The organism is Kribbella polygonati (assembly GCF_050320105.1).
Classification (GTDB): domain Bacteria; phylum Actinomycetota; class Actinomycetes; order Propionibacteriales; family Kribbellaceae; genus Kribbella.
In genome coordinates this window covers 2,304,944-2,323,510 of record NZ_CP190129.1, presented here as the reverse complement: position 1 = coordinate 2,323,510, position 18,567 = coordinate 2,304,944, and the positions used below count along the sequence as shown (strand labels likewise).

General features: G+C 70.0%; 13 protein-coding genes. 8 read left to right on the top strand and 5 right to left on the bottom strand.

The features are described 5' to 3' along the window. Positions 1-61 precede the first annotated feature (61 nt). The gene (locus ACQHIV_RS11025) at positions 62-1,225 is read left to right on the top strand and encodes an NAD(P)/FAD-dependent oxidoreductase (RefSeq protein WP_427893394.1); all 1,164 of its coding nucleotides are present in this window, start codon (positions 62-64) and stop codon (positions 1,223-1,225) included. Here the strand turns inward: ACQHIV_RS11025 and ACQHIV_RS11020 are convergent. Further along, a complete protein-coding gene (locus ACQHIV_RS11020) occupies positions 1,189-2,376 on the bottom strand; it encodes a GAF domain-containing protein (protein WP_427893393.1) in 1,188 nt (395 codons plus the stop codon). The genes ACQHIV_RS11025 and ACQHIV_RS11020 overlap by 37 nt on opposite strands. Before the next feature lie 109 nt (positions 2,377-2,485). Here ACQHIV_RS11020 and ACQHIV_RS11015 point away from each other — a divergent pair, with 109 nt between their 5' ends. The 5 genes from ACQHIV_RS11015 to ACQHIV_RS10995 all read left to right on the top strand — a co-directional run bounded on the left by ACQHIV_RS11015 (position 2,486) and on the right by ACQHIV_RS10995 (position 10,514). Further along, complete coding sequence (locus ACQHIV_RS11015; RefSeq protein ID WP_427893392.1) at positions 2,486-4,309, top strand: flavin-containing monooxygenase; 1,824 nt, start codon at positions 2,486-2,488, stop codon at positions 4,307-4,309. A gap of 95 nt (positions 4,310-4,404) precedes the next feature. Beyond that, a complete protein-coding gene (locus ACQHIV_RS11010; protein ID WP_427893391.1) occupies positions 4,405-6,381 on the top strand; it encodes an APC family permease in 1,977 nt (658 codons plus the stop codon). A gap of 25 nt (positions 6,382-6,406) precedes the next feature. Next, positions 6,407-7,807 carry a sensor histidine kinase gene (locus tag ACQHIV_RS11005; protein ID WP_427893390.1) on the top strand — a complete coding sequence of 467 codons (1,401 nt, stop codon included), beginning with the start codon at positions 6,407-6,409 and terminating at the stop codon, positions 7,805-7,807. Then, positions 7,804-8,478: a response regulator gene (locus tag ACQHIV_RS11000; RefSeq protein WP_427893389.1), complete on the top strand. Its 675-nt coding sequence runs from the start codon at positions 7,804-7,806 to the stop codon at positions 8,476-8,478. The genes ACQHIV_RS11005 and ACQHIV_RS11000 overlap by 4 nt, the downstream gene beginning before the upstream one ends. Before the next feature lie 77 nt (positions 8,479-8,555). Then, a complete protein-coding gene (locus ACQHIV_RS10995) occupies positions 8,556-10,514 on the top strand; it encodes an amino acid transporter (protein WP_427893388.1) in 1,959 nt (652 codons plus the stop codon). On the opposite strand, the gene ACQHIV_RS10990 is transcribed toward ACQHIV_RS10995, so the two are convergent. Beyond that, entirely contained in the window at positions 10,447-11,235 is a 789-nt protein-coding gene (locus ACQHIV_RS10990; protein WP_427893387.1) for a MerR family transcriptional regulator, read from the bottom strand. The two genes, ACQHIV_RS10995 and ACQHIV_RS10990, sit on opposite strands and share 68 nt — an antisense overlap. Positions 11,236-11,282: 47 nt before the next feature. Here ACQHIV_RS10990 and ACQHIV_RS10985 point away from each other — a divergent pair, with 47 nt between their 5' ends. Beyond that, positions 11,283-11,549, top strand: a complete 267-nt coding sequence (locus tag ACQHIV_RS10985; RefSeq protein ID WP_427893386.1) for a hypothetical protein — start codon at positions 11,283-11,285, stop codon at positions 11,547-11,549. A 41-nt stretch (positions 11,550-11,590) separates the two neighbouring features. Here ACQHIV_RS10985 and ACQHIV_RS10980 read toward each other — a convergent pair whose 3' ends face one another. The 3 genes from ACQHIV_RS10980 to ACQHIV_RS10970 all read right to left on the bottom strand — a co-directional run bounded on the left by ACQHIV_RS10980 (position 11,591) and on the right by ACQHIV_RS10970 (position 16,948). Further along, positions 11,591-14,326, bottom strand: coding sequence for an alpha-glucuronidase family glycosyl hydrolase (locus tag ACQHIV_RS10980; RefSeq protein ID WP_427893385.1), 2,736 nt, complete (start codon positions 14,324-14,326; stop codon positions 11,591-11,593). After that, positions 14,323-16,536 (bottom strand): family 43 glycosylhydrolase, encoded by a 2,214-nt coding sequence (locus ACQHIV_RS10975; protein WP_427893384.1) that lies wholly within the window; start codon positions 16,534-16,536, stop codon positions 14,323-14,325. Before ACQHIV_RS10975 ends, ACQHIV_RS10980 begins: the two co-directional genes overlap by 4 nt. Positions 16,537-16,681: 145 nt before the next feature. Then, entirely contained in the window at positions 16,682-16,948 is a 267-nt protein-coding gene (locus tag ACQHIV_RS10970; protein WP_427893383.1) for a hypothetical protein, read from the bottom strand. 209 nt (positions 16,949-17,157) lie between these two features. Here ACQHIV_RS10970 and ACQHIV_RS10965 point away from each other — a divergent pair, with 209 nt between their 5' ends. After that, positions 17,158-18,567 (top strand): SLC13 family permease, encoded by a 1,410-nt coding sequence (locus ACQHIV_RS10965; RefSeq protein ID WP_427896458.1) that lies wholly within the window; start codon positions 17,158-17,160, stop codon positions 18,565-18,567.

Sequence of the window (18,567 nt, the reverse complement as noted above, 5' to 3'; positions counted from 1 at the left end):
ACGTTTCGGCGGCCTGCCTGGTCGGACGGGTACACGACACGTCACGGAAGGAACTCTCCCGATGCCCGAACACCACAAGGTCGTCGTCCTCGGCGGCGGGTACGCCGGAACCCTGGCCGCGAACCGCCTCCGCCGGCGCCCGGACGTCGACGTCACGCTGGTCAACCCGCGCCCGGAGTTCGTCGAACGGATCCGGCTGCACCAGTACGTCGCACGAACCGGCGACGTGACCATCGACTACGGCACGCTGCTCGGCGAGGGCATCGACCTGGTCGTCGACAGCGCCACCCGGATCGACGCCGCAGCCCGCAGCGTCGAGCTGGCGTCCGGGGTGACGCTCGACTACGACTACCTGATCTACGCCGTCGGCAGCAGGGCCGCGACCCCGGTCGACGAGCACGCCTTCGACATCGCCGAGTACGAATCCGCGCAACGCCTGCGCACCAAGCTCGACGACCTCCCGCGCGACGCCCCGATCACCGTCGTAGGCGGCGGCTTCACCGGCATCGAAACGGTCGCCGAACTCGCCGACCGGGGGCGTAGTGTCACGCTCGTCTGCGGCGGGTCGCTCGCTCCGACCCTCAGCACGAAGGGCCGCCGGTACGTCGCGACGTGGCTCGCGGAGCACGACGTCGACGTACTCGAACACCAGCCGGTCACGAAGGTCCGCGCCGACCAGCTTGTACTGGAGAACGGCATCGTCCGGCGCAGCGCACTGACGATCTGGACCGCCGGGTTCGGCGTACCGCAACTCGCCGCGGACAGCGGTCTGCGTACGGACAAGGCCGGCCGGCTGATCACCGACGAGACCCTGACCTCGGTCGACGACGACCGGATCGTGGCCGCCGGAGACGCGGTCGCGCCGTCCGGGCGGCCGCTGCGGATGAGTACGTATGCAGCCGGCCCACTGGGTGCACAGGCGGCCGACACCGTCCTGAGCAGGATCGCCGGCACCGAACCCGTGCCGCTCGAACTGCGCTTCAGCGGCGCCTGCATCAGCCTCGGCCGGGACGCCGGAATCCGCCAGCTCGCCCGCAAGGACGACACCGCGGTCAACCTGTTCATCCCCGGCCGGCTCGGCGCCAAGGTGAAGGAGAAGACCTGCCGCTTCGTGGTCGACAACCGCATCCGCCGCGAGGCCCGCGAACCTGGCTCCATGACCTGGCCGAAGGCCGGCCCGCGCCGGGTTCAGAGCGCGATCGAGACCCCGGCGGCGATCCGGTAGGGATGGGTCGAGACGAGGGCTCCGGCGACCCGGCGGAGGCGGGAGATCTCGGCGCGGATCGTGACCTCGTGGTGGGCGTCGCCGTACAGGCGGGTGCTGAGGTCGGCGGCGGTCAGGCCCTGGGGGCCGGCGGCGACGAGGGCGGCGAGGATCTCGGCGTGCCGGGGCGTCAGCGACGTACGCCATGGCTCGCCGTCGCGGAGTACCTCGAGGCGCGGCTCCGGCCCGGGGTACAAGCGGGCGCGGACCGTGGCGCCTGCCTCCCGTGGGCGGATCAGCCAGCCGTCGCCGAGGCGTTCGGGCAGGCACAGGCCGAGGCCCGGTACGGCGACCGCCCGGTCGGCCCGCGGTACGTCGATCCGGTCGCGCGCCGCGATCCCGGCGTGGTGCGCGACCCACCCGTGGTCGTCGACGACCAGGAGCGGACCGTTGGTGGAACTCACCACCGCCTCGGTCGACCGGCGGAGGCTCTCGAGCCGCTCCTGGTGGTGCCGCCACAGCGCCGCCTCGGACAGCCGGACCGCGCTCTCCACCAGCGCCGCGATCGCCGGATGCAGCGTCAGCGCCGGGCCACTCACGTCGACGACGCCGAGCAGGGCACCGTCCCGCGGGTCGTGGATCGGCCAGGCGGTGCAATACCAGGGGTGCTGGTGGCTCTCGTAGTGCTCAGCGGAGAACAGCTGCACCGGCGCCGCCTCCGCGAGCGCCGTACCGATCGCGTTGGTGCCGACGACCTGTTCGGTCCACAGCATCCCTTCGAGGAACCCGAGCCGGTCCGCGGTCAGCTGCACCCGCGGCGCGCCCTCCCGCCACAGCACGACTCCGTCCGCGTCGCACACCACCATCAGGAACAGCGAGGCGTCCGCGACACTGGTCAGCACCCGCCGCAGCTCGTCGATCACCAGCGAGAGCCGTGACGTACTGCGACGACGTACCAGCTCCTCCTGGCTCATCGGACGGCGCGCGTTGACGTGGTCCGCCGCCAGCCCGAGGTTCATCACCCGCGTCCACGAGCGTGCGACCAGCGCCCGCGGCCGTTGCGGAGGCCGTACGCCGCTCAGCACCGCGTCGTGGATCCGGACCAGCTCCCGGGCACGCAGCGTGAGGTCCGTGCCCGGCGGGATCGCGCCGTACGCCGTACTCGCTGTCATGGGCACCTCCCGCCTTGCGGCTCATCGTAGGCCGGGACTGTGACCGTCGCCACGGTGCAACGTGGTGCAACCCTGGTCGGCGCGGGGCGGGGAGCGGTGTCCTGACCTCATGACTCAGACCGAGCAGAAGCCGACCAGCCAGCAGTCGGCAGACGACCGGGCCACGAACTGGCTGACCGCGTTCGAGGACGCGCTGCGGGCGCGCGAGGTACCTCGGGCGGCGGGCCTGTTCGCGACCACCAGTTACTGGCGCGACCTGGTCGCATTCACGTGGAACCTGAAGACCGCCGAGAACCCGGACGGTGTCGCGGACCTGCTGACGCACACCCTCGACGCCACCGATCCCGGCGGATTCCGGCTGACCGAACCGGCCACGGCCGCGGACGGCGTGGTCACGGCCTGGTTCGAGTTCGAGACCGGCGTCGGGCGCGGCGGCGGGCTGGTCCGGCTCGTGGAGGAGGACGGGCAGGACAAGGCGTGGACCATGCTCACCACGCTGCGGGAACTCAAGGGGTACGAGGAGCCGCGCGGCGTACGGCGGCCCATGGGCGCGCAACACGGCGCCGACAAGAACCGGCAGACGTGGAAGGAGAAGCGTGAGGCCGAGGTGGAGAGGCTCGGGTCGGCCGAGCAGCCGTACGTCCTGGTGGTCGGCGGCGGGCAGGGCGGGATCGCGCTCGGTGCACGGCTGCGGCAACTCGGCGTACCGGCGCTCGTCATCGACAAGCAGCCGCGGCCGGGGGACCAGTGGCGGAACCGGTACAAGTCGCTGTGCCTGCACGATCCGGTCTGGTACGACCACCTGCCGTACCTGAAGTTCCCGGACAACTGGCCCGTGTTCGCGCCGAAGGACAAGATCGGCGACTGGCTCGAGTCGTACGTGAAGACGATGGAAGTCCCGTACTGGTCGAGCACGGTCGCCAAGTCGGCGTCCTACGCCGACGGCGAGTGGACCGTGGTGGTGGAACGGGACGGCCAGGAGCTGACGCTGCGCCCGAAGCAGCTGGTCCTCGCGACCGGTATGTCCGGGAAGCCGAACGTCCCGAACCTGCCCGGCCAGGACGTGTTCCGCGGCGACCAGCACCACTCGTCGGCGCACCCCGGCCCGGACGCGTACGCCGGGAAGCGTTGCGTGGTGATCGGCTCGAACAACAGCAGCTTCGACATCTGCGGCGCGCTCTGGGAACACGACGCGGACGTGACGATGGTGCAGCGGTCCAGCACGCACATCGTGAAGAGCGACTCGCTGATGGAGTACGGCCTTGGTGACCTGTACTCCGAGCGTGCGCTCGCGGCCGGCGTGACGACCGAGAAGGCGGACCTGATCTTCGCGTCGATCCCGTACCGGATCCTGCACGAGTTCCAGATCCCGGCGTACCAGGCCATGGCCGAGAAGGACAAGGACTTCTACGCGCGGCTGGAGGCATCCGGCTTCGACCACGACTGGGGCGACGACGGGTCCGGCCTGTTCATGAAGTACCTGCGCCGCGGCTCGGGCTACTACATCGACGTCGGCGCCGCGGAGCTGGTCGCGAACGGCGACGTGAAGCTCGCCCACGGCCAGGTCTCCCACCTGACCGAGGACGCCGTCGTACTGCAGGACGGTACGACGCTGCCCGCTGACCTCGTCGTCTACGCGACCGGGTACGGCTCGATGAACGGGTGGGCCGCGGACCTCATCTCCCAGGAGGTGGCCGATGCCGTCGGCAAGTGCTGGGGCCTCGGCTCCGACACGACGAAGGACCCCGGCCCGTGGGAGGGCGAGCAGCGCAACATGTGGAAACCGACCCAGCAGGAGGCCCTGTGGTTCCACGGCGGCAACCTCCACCAGTCCCGCCACTACTCGCTCTACCTCTCCCTGCAACTCAAGGCCCGCTACGAGAACCTGCCCACCCCGGTCTACGCGCTTCAGGAGGTCCACCACCTCAAGTGACCCCGCCGTCAACGCGGCGTCAAGATCCGCGCGGTAGCCGTCAAGAGGGCGTCAAGATCCGGGCCTGACGGGTCGCTCCGCAGTTGGCTGGTGACGTGAAGGTGCTCGAGATTCCGAAGCGCTTGCTCGTCGGCCGGCCGCTGCGGAGCGAGTGGCTGGGCGACACGCTGCTGCCGAAGAAGCTCGCGCTGCCGGTGTTCTGCAGCGACGCGCTGTCCTCGAACGCGTACGCCACCGAGGAGATCCTGCTGATGCTCAGCCTCGGCGGGCTGGCATCGCTGTACGTCGCCCCGTGGGTCGCGGCGGCGGTCATCGCGTTGCTGATCGTGGTCGTCGCGTCGTACCGGCAGACCTGCCACGCGTACCCGAGCGGCGGCGGCGCGTATGCCGTGAGCCGGGCGAACCTCGGCCGGAACGCGTCGCTGGTCGCGGCGAGCGCACTGCTCGTCGACTACGTGCTGACGGTCGCGGTGTCGGTCGCGGCCGGCGTACAGAACATCGTGTCGGCGATCCCGGTCCTGGCGCCGCACGCGGTGGCGGTGTCGATCGCGATGATCGCGGTGCTCGCGCTGATGAACCTGCGGGGCGTGAAGGAATCCGGTACGGCGTTCGCGGTCCCGACGTACGGGTTCATCGCGATCGTCCTGGTGATGATCGTGGTCGGCCTCGTTCGCATCCTCGCCGGGGACGCGCCGCGGGCCGAGTCCGCGTCGTACGGCATCGTCCCGGCGAGCCACGTGACGGGCCTCGCCTTCTTGCTGCTCGCGCTGCGTGCCTTCGCCTCGGGGTGTACGGCGCTGACCGGGGTGGAGGCGGTCAGCAACGGCGTACCGAACTTCAAGCCGCCGAAGAGCCGCAACGCGGCCGCGACGCTCGCGATGATGGGTGGTCTGACGGTCGCGATGTTCGCCGGCCTGACGGTGCTGGCGCTCACGTCGCACGTGCATGTCAGCGACAACCCGGCGCGGCTGATCGGGGCACCGGCCGGTTACCAGCAACGGACCGTGATCGCACAGGTCGCCGGTGCGGTGTTCGGCGGGTACCAGTCGATCGGGTTCTTCGCCGTGCAGGCGTTCACCGCGGCGATCCTGGTGCTGGCCGCGAACACGGCGTTCAACGGGTTCCCGATCCTGGCGTCGCTGCTCGGGCACGACGGGTTCCTGCCGCGGCAGTTCTCCCGCCGCGGCGACCGGCTGGTGTACAGCAACGGCATCGTGATCCTGTCGGCGCTGGCCGGGCTGCTGATCTGGGTGTTCCAGGCGAGTACGACGCGGCTGATCCAGCTGTACATCATCGGCGTCTTCGTGTCGTTCACGCTCAGCCAGGCCGGGATGGTCGTGCACTGGACCCGGCTGCTGCGCGCGGCACCGTCGGCGGCGATGCACCGGTCCCGCGCGATCAACGGGCTCGGCGCGGTGTTCACCGCGGTCGTGCTGGTGATCGTGCTGATCACCAAGTTCACCCACGGTGCGTGGATCGTGGTGATCGCGATGCCGGCGGTGTTCGCGCTGATGAAGGGCATCCGGCGGTACTACGAACGCGTCGAGGTCGAGCTCACCCCGGGCCCGGGCGGTGTGACGCTGCCGCCGCGGGTGTTCGCGATCGTCCTGGTCTCCAGGCTGCACACCCCGACCCTGCGGGCACTCGCCTACGCGCGGGCGACCCGTCCGACCTCGCTGACCGCGGTAACGGTCGCCACCGACCTGGAGGCCTCCGACGCGCTGCTGCTGGAGTGGACCGAGCGGGACATCCCGGTGCCGCTGAAGGTGCTGCACTCGCCGTACCGCGATGTCACCGGGCCGGTGCTCGAGTACGTGAAGGACATCCGCCGGACCAGTCCGCGAGACCTCGTCGCGGTGTTCATCCCGGAGTACGTCGTGGGGCACTGGTGGGAGGCGCTGCTGCACAACCAGAGCGCGCTGCGGTTGAAGGCCCGCCTGCTGTTCCAGCCCGGGGTGATGGTGATCAACGTGCCGTGGCAGCTCGGCTCCGCGGAAGGGCTCGAGGCCCGTCGTGCCGTGCCGCCGGCGGCGGTCCCAGTGCGCAAGCCGCGGCGTGGGGCTCCCGTGTGATCGCAAGGCGTGTAACAGTGGCATCGTGGAGCAGGACCGCAGGCCGGACGCTGCCGGACGCTCGATAGGCAGGACCAGGCCGACCCGGCACGGTCGCCGGGCCCGGCTGTGGACCGGCCTCGGCCTGGTCGTCGGCAGTCTGCCGGTCCTGACGATCGTCCTGGTACCGGTCCGGGACAGCCTCGCGCTGGAGAGCATCCTGCTGCTGTACCTGCTGCTCGTCGTACTGATCGCGGTCACCGGCGGCATCCTGCCCGGCGTCGTGGCCGCCTTCGGGTCGGTGCTGCTGGCAAACTTCTTCTTCACCACGCCGTACCACACGTTCGCCGTCGAGCAGCGCGACAGCATCATCGCGCTGTCGGTGTTCGTCATCGTCGCGGTGACGGTCAGCGTCACGGTCGACCTGGCGGCCAGCCGCCGGATCGCGGCCGCGCGCAGCCGCAGCGAGGCGGAGGTGCTGTCCCGGATCACCGCCGAACCGGTGACCGGCGACTCGCTGAACGCGGTCCTGGAGGAGGTCCGGGAGACGTTCGGCATGATCTCGGTGGCCCTGCTGCGCGGTGCCGACCAGGTCGCGCTCGCCGGGCCGCCGTTGCAGGGCAGCCCGGTGATCTCGGTCCCGGCCCGCGACGGCCTGGTGATGGTTGCCGAAGGCCCCGAACTGTTCGCCGAGGACCGGAAGCTGCTGACCCGGCTGGCCGGCGCGGCGGCGCGGGCCTGGGAGGACCGGGAGCTGGTCGGCGAGGCGGCCCAGCTCGCCGAGATCGACAAGCTCCGCGCCGCGCTGCTCGCCGCCGTCGGGCACGACCTGCGGACGCCGCTGTCCGGTATCAAGGCGGCCGTCTCGAGCCTCCGGCAGAGCGACGTCGTGTGGAGCCCGGACGAGCAGGGCGAACTGCTGGAGACGATCGAGGAGAGCGCGGACCGGCTCGACGACCTGATCTCCAACCTGCTCGCGATGAGCCGTCTGCAGGCCGGTGCGCTGAGCGTCGATCCACGCCCGCTGGTGCTCGACGAGATCGTCGGCAAGGCGCTGGTCGGCGTACCGCGGGAGGCTGTCGTGGTCGACGTACCCGACGACCTGCCGCTCGTGCTCGCGGACGCGGGTCTGCTCGAACGGGTGCTCGCGAACCTGGTCGACAACGCCCGCCGCTACGGTGCGGCGGCCGTCCGGGTCGGCGCGTCCGCGGACGCCGGCACGGTCCGCGTGACGGTGGTCGACACCGGTCCCGGCGTACCGGCGGAGGACTTCGCGCGGATGTTCACGCCGTTCCAGCGGCTCGGGGACAATCCCGCGGACGGGGGCGTCGGGCTCGGGCTCGCGATCGCCCGGGGATTCACGGAAGCGATGGCCGGCTCGCTCACCCCGGGACCGACGCCGGGCGGCGGCCTGACGATGACCGTGACGTTGCCGGTGGCACCGTGAGCCGGGTCCTGATCGTGGACGACGACCGACGCCTGCTCCGCGCGCTGGCGATCAACCTGCGCGCCCGGCACTACGAGGTCGACACCGCCGCCGATGGCACCTCCGCCCTTGCGGCCGCCGGTAAGCGGCCGCCCGACCTGGTCATCCTCGACCTCGGGCTGCCTGACATCAACGGTGTGGAGGTCGTCCACGGTCTGCGCGGCTGGTGCACCGCGCCGATCGTCGTACTGTCGGCCCGCGATGCCCAGGCGGACAAGGTCGCCGCCCTCGACGCGGGCGCCGACGACTACGTCACCAAGCCGTTCGGCATGGACGAGCTGCTGGCCCGGATCCGCGCCGCGTTACGCCGTACGACGGCCGACCTGGGCGCGGCCACCGTCCGTACGGCGGCCTTCACGCTCGACCTCGCCGCGAAGCGCGCCACCACCGCGGAGGGCGACGTACGGCTGACCCCCACCGAGTGGAACCTGCTGGAGATCCTGGTCCGCAACCCGGGCAAGCTCATCGGCCAGAAACAACTCCTGCACGACGTCTGGGGCCCTGGCTACGAGGCCGAGACGAACTACCTCCGCGTCTACATGGCCCAACTCCGCCGCAAGCTCGAACTCGACCCCGCCCGCCCCGACCACCTGATCACCGAACCCGGCATGGGCTACCGCTTCGAGCCGTAGTGGTGCTGCCGACATCGCTGTTAGAGACGCGTTAGAAACCGCCAAGGGTCCCTGACCTGCTCGTTAGGCTCCCAGCGGTGACAGAAACGCGTGAGAACGAGACGGTCGGTGTGCCGCCGCCTACGCACGGCAAGGTCCTCGCGTGGTTGCTGCACGACCGGCCCGTCGGACACCAGGGCCCGCACCGCCCGGCGCCGCATCCGACGCACCGGTGGTGGAAGGTGATGTGCCTGACCGGTGTCGACTACTTCTCCACGCTCGGTTACCAGCCGGCGATCGCGGCCGCCGCAGTCGGGCTGCTGGCGCCGGTGGCGACGCTGATCCTGGTACTGCTGACGCTGCTCGGTGCGCTGCCGGTGTACCGGCGGGTGGCGGCGGAGAGCCCGCACGGCGAGGGGTCGATCGCGATGCTCGACCGGCTGCTCGGCCGCTGGAAGGGCAAGTTCACGATCCTCGTCCTGCTCGGCTTCATGGCGACCGACTTCATCATCACGATGACGCTGTCGGCGGCGGACGCCACCGCGCACGTGGTCGAGAACCCGTATGTCCCGCAGTGGCTGCACGGCAAGGAAGTGATCATCACGCTGCTGTTGCTGGCGCTGCTCGCCGGGGTGTTCCTGCGCGGCTTCGGGGAGGCGATCGGGATCGCGGTCGCACTGGTCGGGATCTACCTCGGGCTGAACCTGATCGTGGTCGGGAACGCCCTCTGGCACGTGATCACCGCGCCCGAACTGGTCACCAACTGGCGCGGGATGCTGACCACCGAGCACTCGAACATCTGGGTGATGATCGGCATCTCGCTGGTCGTGTTCCCGAAGCTCGCGCTCGGCCTGTCCGGGTTCGAGACCGGCGTCGCGGTGATGCCGCAGGTCGACGGCGCGCCGGACGACGACCCGGCGCACCCGGCGACCCGGATCCGGAACACCCGCAAGCTGCTCACCACCGCGGCGCTGATCATGAGCGGGTTCCTGATCACCAGCAGCTTCACGACGATCGTGCTGATCCCCGAGGCCGAGTTCAAGGACGGCGGCTCCGCGTCCGGGCGGGCGCTGGCCTACCTCGCGCACGAGCACCTCGGCAACGTCTTCGGGACCGTGTACGACGTGAGCACGATCCTGATCCTGTGGTTCGCCGGCGCGTCCGCGATGGCCGGGCTGCTGAACATCGTGCCGCGGTACCTGCCGCGGTACGGCATGGTGCCGGACTGGGCGCGCGCGACCCGGCCGCTCGTCCTGGTGTTCGCGGTGATCGGGTTCGTGATCACGCTGCTGTTCAAGGCGAACGTCGACGCGCAGGGCGGGGCGTACGCGACCGGCGTACTCGTGCTGATCATGTCCGCGTCGATCGCGGTCACGTTGTCGGCGCGGCGCAAGGGCGAGCGGTTCCGGACCGTCGGGTTCGGCGTGATCAGCCTGGTGCTGCTCTACACCACGATCGCCAACATCATCGAGCGGCCGGACGGCGTACAGATCGCGTCGTTCTTCATCGTCGCGATCGTCCTCACCTCGCTGATCTCGCGCGCCACCCGGTCGCTCGAGCTGCGCGCCACCGAGGTGCGCTTCGACGCGGAGGCGTGCCGGCTGATCTCGGCCGCCGCGGAGTACGGCGAGCTGCGGATCATCGCGAACGAGCCGGACGCCCGCGACGAGGCGGAGTACCAGGAGAAGGAGGCCGAGCAGCGCGAGGTGCGGAACCTGCCGGAGGGGCCGCCGATCCTGTTCCTCGAGGTGACGCTGACCGACGCCTCGCAGTTCGAGAGCGAACTGGACGTCCGCGGCGAGGAGCGGTTCGGCTACAAGATCCTGCGCGTCGACAGCCCGAGCGTCCCGAACGCGATCGCCGCCCTGCTGCTGAAGATCCGCGACGACTGGCAGGTGATGCCGCACATCTACTTCGCGTGGGCCGAGGGCAACCCGTTCTACTTCCTGTTCCGCTACGTGATCTCCGGCGAGGGCGACGTACCGCCGGTCACCCGCGAGGTCCTCCGCCGGGCCGAGCCGAACCGGCCGAACCGTCCCTGGGTACACGTCGGCTGAGCCCGCGCCGGATCAGCGTGTCGAGGCGCTCCCAGGCCGGGGAGCCGGCCGTGACGGAGGCCTGGACCAGCTGGGGGAGCGCCGCGTCGGCCAACTGCTCCCGCAGCTCCTCGGCCGGGTAGCGGGCGAGGGACGCGTCGACGATCCGTACGGCGAGGTCGTCGAGAGTGGGGTCGTCCGGCGACAGGTCGGGGGCGCGGTCGCAGTCGAGGTACAGCTGCCCGAGGACGGGATCAGTCTGCGCCTCGGCCTGGTCGGCGAAGTTGCGGCGTGCGGTGTCTGGGTCGGTGGCGAAGGTGAGGATCCACAGGTCGCGCTCTAGCGCGATCCAGCGGTCCGAGAAGCCGAGGTCGTGCAGCCGCCGCAGGTGCTGCTCGACGTCGCCGGGCAGGAACGGGTTGTTGCCGGCAGCAAGCTCATGGAGTCTGCCGCGGGTCTCGCGCAGGCGGTCGATGCGGGCCGACAGCTCCGCCTCCGCGGCGGCGGCCGCGGACCGTAGGTCCTCTGGCGAGCCGGCGGTCAGCCGGGCGATCCGGGCGAGCGGCATGCCGGACTCGGCGAGTGTGCGGACCTTGATCAGCTCGACGAGGTCCTGCGCGGTGTACCGGCGGTACCCGGACGCGTCCCGCGGCGGCTCCGGGAGCAGGCCCTTCGCGTGGTAGACCCGGATCGTCTTGGTCGAGACACCGACGTACTGCGCCAGCTGGCCGATCGTGATCACAGGACCAGCTTGACCTTTCCCCAGGGGCAAGCCCACAGGCTCGCCGTATGACGACCTTCGACCGCGAAACCCTCCGCGCCCTCGCCGACGACGGCAACGAACGCGCACTCGACCGCCTCGCCGACCTGGCCGACGCGCGCGACGACGTACCAGAGCTGAGCGACCTCCTGGACGAAGGCTGCCCGCACGCCGGCGAACTGCTGACCAGGCGCGCGGCGGCCACTCGCGATCTGCGGGAGCTGCAGCGGATCGCCGACGCCGGGTACGACGAGGCAGGCGAGGTGCTCGAGCGGTTGCTGTCCTCGGCCGACTGAGGCACCCGTCTCGTTCCGGGTATGAGCCTGCTGCGGCGGTGTCAGGTGAGGATGAGTGCGCCTAGGTGCCAGAAGCGGTCGGGGTCACTGTCCAGCACCAGGTCGGCGGTGCGGCCGGTCGGGCCGCCGTCGAGGTCGGCGTGGATCCAGGCGAAGACGCCGCCGGGGAGATCGGTCGACTCGGCGAGTACCGTGCCGGCCTCGGTGATGATCGTCGGCGGGCAGTCCGGGCCGCCGTCGCCGACGAGCGCGGACAACCGCACCTTCCCGGGCGGCAACGTAATCCGGAACGTCCGCGCCGGATAGTCCCCGACGAAGTCCCGCCGGAGTGCGTCCCACGCGGCACCACGATCACGAGGCTGTGGCGCCGTACCCACCCACCCGTACCCGCGCGTCGCATCCCACGTCGTACTGGGAGACACCCGCGCATACACCGGCACCAGTGGGCTGTCCACGGTCCCGATGTCCAGCGCCAGGTGACACTGCGCCGCGTCGGGCGTGACCACGAACGTCTGATGCTCCGCACCCAACGCCGTCTTCCCGGTGTCGATCGCCACCTCCACCAGGTCCGTGACCAACGGGGGAGTGACGGGCACCGTGATGCTCGCCGACGCCCCGGACTCGATCGCCACCGAGGTCGTCCCGACCTGCCACGAGGAGTCCACCGGCCGGACCGCGGCGGCAACGGTCTGCGAGGTCCGGAACGCGTTGGTGAGCTGCAACGGCAGGTCGTTGGCGATCCCACCGATCAGCAGCCCGCGGTTCGGGTACTCGACCTGCAACCACTCCGTCCCCGTCGACAGGATCCGCGAGTACCCATAGAAGTACGACACGATCGTGTCCCGCCAGCGCTCCGCCTCGACGGCGTGCGCGTCGAACGTCGCCGCGATGGCGGCATGCCGCGCCGCGTCGATCCGCCCAGCCAGTCGGCCCCACGCCCGCTGGAACTCCAGCACCCGCGCGTATCCGTCGAAATGACTGTCGTAGATGTGCTGGACAACCGTCTTCCCGGACTTCAACCGATGCGTATACGGAACCCAATGCATGAACAGCAACAACTCGTCCGGGCAGTCATCCAGCGATGCGTAGATGTCCCGCCAATGGTCGGCGTACAACTTCGGGAAAACTGCCGTGCGGTCGAACCCGGTGCCCTCCGATGTCGTGTAATGCGACAGGTTGTGGGTAGCGGCCGGGTCCGGCAGGAAATGCGCGCCGAGCGGATAGGTCAGATACCCCATCCCGAGCGGCGACGTATAACTCTCGTACGTCTCCCACGATTGCAACATGACGGCCTTCAGCGCCGACCCGACCTGCTGGTCGAGCCCGAACGTCAGCTCGATCCACTCGGTCACGATCTCGTCCGCGGACAACCGCGGGTTCCACGCCAGCCGCGCGAACCCGTGCGTGTTCGCCGCCCCGAGCTGGTACCCGGTCCAGTCCCGGTCGTCGCCGATGTTCACCACACCAGCCATGCCGGCGACGACGCCCGCCACCGTTTCCCCGGGCGCCTGGTACGTCGGGAACCCGAGAACGGTCTTCCACTCCGGCACCAGATAACAAAGGTGGGTCGAATGCCCCGTGTATTCCTGCGTGATCTCCAACTCGACCAGCTGATTCGTCCGAGGCAGTCCGCCGAACAACGGATTCACCGGCTCCCGTACCTGGAAGTCGATCGGCCCGTTCTTCGTCTGCACGATCGCGTTCTCGTGGAACTGCCCGTCGAGCGGATGGAACACGTTGTACTGGTACTGAGCCCAGTCCGAGAACCCCTCGTGGACGAACGACCTCCAGACCAGCTTCCCGCCGTACGGCGCCAATCGGTCGGCGAGCATGTTGGCGCCGTCGGCATGCGTGCGCCCGTAGTCGAGCGGCCCCGGCTGCCCTTCGGAGTTGGCCTTGACCAGGAACCCGCCGAAGTCCGGGATCAGCCGGTAGATCTCGTCGATCTTGTCCTGCCACCACTTCTGAACACCGGGATCGAACGGATCGGCCACGGTGACCTGCCCGGCGGTGAGCGTGATCGGCGCGGCGTAGTTCGCCGACAGCCACAGCCGCACACCCCACTGGCGCAGCACGCCGGCCAGCGCCGCGAGCCCGGTCAGCCGCTCGCTGCGGAGGAAGTCGGCGCTGGCGTTCACGTTGTTGACGACCGTGTTGTTGACACCGACGGACGCGATCGCTCGCGCGTAGTCGACGTACCGCTCGCGGAGGCCGGGGAGCTCGTCCCAGGCGAAGATCGACTTGCCGGCGTACCCGCGCTCGATGCTGCCGTTGAGGTTGTCCCAGTGGTTGAGCATCCGCAGCGGCGAGGCCGGACGGTCCGCGAGGTTGAGGTTCGGCAGCGGGCGCTGTCGCTGCAGGTGCTGGAGGAAGCGGAACGCGCCGTACAGCGCGCCCCGCTCGTCGCCGCCGGTGATCTCCACCCGGTCCGCTCGGCGTTTGATCGTGAAGCTCTCCTCGGCCAGCGCCCCGACGCCGACGACGACAGCCCCTTTGCCGGTCTGACCGACGACCGGCACCGACCGCCCGAGCAGTCCGGACAGTCCGCGGGACAGTTCGGCCCCGGCGGACCGCAGTACGGCGTGGTTGCCGATGACAACGATGTGGGTGAGCTGCCGGGCGAGGTCGTCCCGATGGGGGAGCGGACGATAGCGAAGCCAGAGGTCGTACCCGTCCTCGTCGGCCGGTGTCGCGATCGCCGGCTGACCCGGTGACAACCCCGCGGCGAATACCCCGGCCGCGCCGCTCGCGAGCAGCGTGCGGCGCGTGAGCGTCATGAGGCCGCCCCGTAGGTCCGCACGTAGTCGAAGTGCGCGGTCGAGCCGGCGCCGCCCATCGAGATCAGCCCGAACTTCAGCGGCCCGGCCGGCAGGTACCAGTAGCTGCCCCACTGCCAGTGCTTGCCGTCCAGACTGGTCGCCGCCTGGAACAGGTGCTGTCCGTCGCGCGTGGTGTGCCGCAACCGCAGCCACATCGTGTCGGCGCTCGGCCCGAGCTGGATCGCCTCCGGCCACGGGCTCGGGTCGGCCCCCGGCCACAGGAACGTCTGCTGTACGGCGTTGGTCCGGGTAGGTGCCAGCTGCAACGAACTGGTCCGCGAGGTCCAGGCGATCAGCCCGGCCCGCCCGTTGCCCGTCGTACTGGCGAAGGGCAGCGTCAGCTTGGTCTCCACCGTGAAGTCGCCCTCCGGTGCGTCCCGCAGCGCGACGGTGGCGTCGGTGCTGAGGTTCGTCGCCTGGGTGTCCCAGTTGAGTTGGCCGTCCGCAACCTGGCCCTGGTTCGCGCCGGTCCACTGCCAACGGGGGTCGGTCCCGGTGAACTCGTCGCTGTACGCCGGGAGCAGCGGACCGACCTTGGGGTCGGCGACCTTGCGTGTCACCGGCTGGTACAGCCGCGCCATCGCGAGGTTGTCGCCCTGCGCCGTACCGGTGAGCCCGAACTGCGCAGGACCGCTCAGACCGGGCGCGAGCTGGACGTCGATCTCGCCGAGCGGGTTGTCGCCGAACGACGGAGCGACCTGGACCGCGGCGCGGCCGTTGCGGACCTCGACGGTGACCGAGTGCCAGGTGTCGTACCGGAATCCCTGGTAGAGCGGGCGTTCCGTCGTACTGACGATCTTGCCACCGACGCGCTGTTCGACGCGGAGCACCCCGCGCTGCGGGTCGAGCCAAACAACGGCGTAGTTGCGGGACGAGCGGTACCCGAACACGACACCGGCCGGACCGGACGACGTGCGCAGGTCGGCCTCGACGCGGTAGTCGGCGGTTCCGCTCTTCTCGCTGACGAGCAGCCCGGACGGCGACGTGGAGGCGGCGTACCCGTCGTCGCTGGTCCAGGAGCCCGCGACCGAACGCCAGCCGGTCAGGTCGGACGAGTCGAACGAGCTTCCGACTGTCGCATTAGTGTCGGGCGCGGGCTGCGGGGTGTCGGAGGTCCACTGCCCGGCGCGGACCGTCGGCCAGCCGCCGACCCAGTCCAGGCGGTCCATCGACTGCGGGCGGCCGCCCCAGGTGCGATCGGCGCGGATGTCGGAGTTGACGATGTTCCACTCCTGGCCGGAGCGGTCGACGGTGATCGCGTTGTGGCCGGTGGCGTTCAGCGAGTTGCCGTTGAACGAGTTCACGATCGAGCCGCCCGGCCGGTCGGACGTCAGCGACCGGCCGTTCTCGTCGACGAACGGACCGGTGGGGGAGGCGGACCGGCCGGCGAGCACCGGGTAGCCGCCACCGCCGTCGGTGCCCATGCAGCAGCCGTAGCCGGAGTAGAAGAGGTAGTACCAAGGCCCGCGCTTCTGGACCCAGGTGCCTTCGCCGCGTTCGCCGGAGACGACCTGCGTGGACTCGCCGACCGTGTTGCGGCCGTCGGCGGTGAGCTTGACGACGTGGATGCCGCCCTTGCGGAACGAGCCGTAGTACAGGTACTTCGTGCCGTCGGAGTCGATGAACATCATCGGGTCGATCTCCATCACCTCGCTGTCCTTCACGAAGTTCACGACGGGGTGGCCGACGTCGGTCCACGGCCCGGCCGGGGTCGGGGCGGTGGCCAGGCCGATCGCGGCGTCGAGCGAGGTGGAGCCGGGCGCCGAGTAGTACATGTAGTACTCGCCGTCGACGTACCGGACATCGGGTGCCCAGTACCCCTTCTGCGGCCAGCCGGCCCACTGCGGGTGGTTCGCCTGGCTGAACGCGTCGCCGAGGAACGTCCAGTGCACCAGGTCGGTGGAGCGCACCATCGGGATCAGGTGCTGCGGTCCGCCGTTCTGTGCGTTCTCGCGGGTGAGACTGGTGTTGGTCGCGTACGCGTACCAGGCGCCGTCCTTGGCGCGGATCAGCCCGGCGTCCGAGAACGCCTGGGCGATGTCGCTCATCAAGGGATTCGAGTACGTCGGTGTGCTGGGCGGGGCGCCGACGGACGGCAGCCCCGCGACGGTCGCGGTCGCCGCCACCAGGCCGGCGAGCAAGGGTCGGAAGAAGCGATGTCTGGGCATGACGGTTGGTCCTCACATGGGCGGGGAGGTCGCGCGACGTGCTGCTCCGGAGAAAAAGTTATCGATCACATTTTGGCTGCCGGCCCAGACTGTAAGTGATCGATAATTCGACCGCAAGACCTCGAACGCCCGACCCTGGTGGCAGTTACGGAAGGTGCCGGTTGAGGTGGCGTAGGAAGGCGCCGACGACGGGCAGGCGGTGCCAGCCGCGCCGCATCACCAGGTCGCGCGACCGTCGTACGCCGGTCCGCAGGTTCGTCAGCGGTCCCGGTCGGAGCTGGTCCTCGCGTTCGCGGCCGCGCTGCCGGAGGGCGACCGTGCAGCGCAGGCAGATCTGTACCTCCGGGTGCAGGCCCAGGCCGACCAGTTCGCGCTCGTCGAGTTCGTTGCCGCAACACCAGCACGTGCTCACGCCACCATCATGCGCCGGGACAAGCCCCTGGTTCTACCTGACGACTGCGCCGCGTCGCCCGGCGGAATCCAAGGGTTGGTGGCAAACTGCGAAGTGGGGGTCGCGACCGAAGGAGAGCTATGGGTCTCGCGTACGAAGTCGGTCTTCCGTTGGTGGCAGAGGCGGACGTGCACGCGCCGTGGAACGGGCACGACACCCGGGTGCTGATCATGGCGGTGCTCGGCATCGCGATCATCGTGGTGCTGATCGTCGCGCTCAAGGTGCACGCGTTCCTGTCGCTGACGATCGGTGCGCTGTTCGTCGGCGTCGCGTCCGGGATCGCGGCCGGCGACGTGACGAAGTCCTACGAGAACGGCGTCGGCAGTGTCCTCGGGTACGTCGGTGTGCTGATCGCGCTCGGTGCGATGGTCGGGAAGCTGCTCGCCGACTCCGGCGGCGCGGACCAGGTCGTCGACACGTTGCTGCGCGGCAAGCCCGGCGCCCTGCCGTGGAAGATGGCGCTGATCGCGTTCATCATCGGCATCCCGATGTTCTTCGAGATCGGCCTGGTGCTGCTGATCCCGGTGGTGGTGCTCGCGGTCCGCCGTACCGGCGCCCGCGCGATGCTGCTGGGGATCCCCGCGCTGGCCGGCCTGTCGGTGCTGCACGGGTTCGTGCCGCCGCACCCCGGTCCGCTGGCCGCGATCGGCGTACTGAAGGGCAACGTCGGCATCACGCTCGCGCTCGGGCTGCTGGTGGCGATCCCGACCGTGATCGTGGCCGGGCCGCTGTTCGGCCGGCTGGCCGCGAAGTGGGTCCCGATCGGCGCCGCCGGTGCCGCGCTCGAGGTCGGCTCCGGCCACCACGACTCCGAGCCGGAGCCGCACGCCGCCGCGCACGACGCCCCGCAGGACATGACCCATGGCGCGCAGCACGCCGCGCCGCAGCCCGCGGCCGGTACGACGCGGACCCGGACGCCGAGCTTCGCGGCGACGCTGACCACCGTCCTGCTGCCGGTCGCGCTGATGCTGATCAAGGCCGCGTCGGACGTGTGGATGAGCAAGGACAACGCGATCTACCCGGTGCTGCAGTTCATCGGTGACCCGGTGGTCGCGCTGCTGATCGCCGTACTGGTGGCGATGTACACGTTCGGCACCGCGGTCGGCTTCGGCGTTCCCGAGCTGAGCCGGAAGATCGGCGAGAGCCTGCTGCCGATCTCCGGCGTGATGCTGATCGTCGGCGCCGGCGGTGGCTTCAAGCAGGTCCTGGTGGACGGCGGTACCGGTACCGCGATCGCGAAGATCGCGATCGCCGCGAACCTGTCGGCGTTGCTGCTCGGCTGGATCGTCGCCGTACTGATCCGGCTCGCCACCGGTTCCGCGACCGTCGCGACCGTGACCGCGGCCGGCATCGTCGCCCCGCTGGCGACCGGCCTCAGCACCACACACATCGCCCTGGTCGTGCTCGCGATCGGTGCCGGCTCGCTGTTCTTCTCGCATGTGAACGACGCCGGCTTCTGGCTGGTCAAGGAGTACTTCGGCATGACCGTCGGGGAGACCATCAAAACCTGGTCGGTGATGGAGACGGTGATCTCCGTGATGGGTCTCGGCATGACCCTGCTGCTGTCGACGTTCTTGTAG

What these genes read in the sequence shown, in the direction of transcription:
- ACQHIV_RS11025 (WP_427893394.1), top strand. Translation starts at nt 62, where the DNA reads ATGCCCGAACACCACAAGGTCGTCGTCCTCGGCGGCGGGTACGCCGGA.
- ACQHIV_RS11020 (WP_427893393.1), bottom strand. Translation starts at nt 2,376, where the DNA reads ATGACAGCGAGTACGGCGTACGGCGCGATCCCGCCGGGCACGGACCTC.
- ACQHIV_RS11015 (WP_427893392.1), top strand. Translation starts at nt 2,486, where the DNA reads ATGACTCAGACCGAGCAGAAGCCGACCAGCCAGCAGTCGGCAGACGAC.
- ACQHIV_RS10985 (WP_427893386.1), top strand. Translation starts at nt 11,283, where the DNA reads ATGACGACCTTCGACCGCGAAACCCTCCGCGCCCTCGCCGACGACGGC.
- ACQHIV_RS10980 (WP_427893385.1), bottom strand. Translation starts at nt 14,326, where the DNA reads ATGACGCTCACGCGCCGCACGCTGCTCGCGAGCGGCGCGGCCGGGGTA.
- ACQHIV_RS10975 (WP_427893384.1), bottom strand. Translation starts at nt 16,536, where the DNA reads ATGCCCAGACATCGCTTCTTCCGACCCTTGCTCGCCGGCCTGGTGGCG.
- ACQHIV_RS10965 (WP_427896458.1), top strand. Translation starts at nt 17,158, where the DNA reads ATGGCGGTGCTCGGCATCGCGATCATCGTGGTGCTGATCGTCGCGCTC.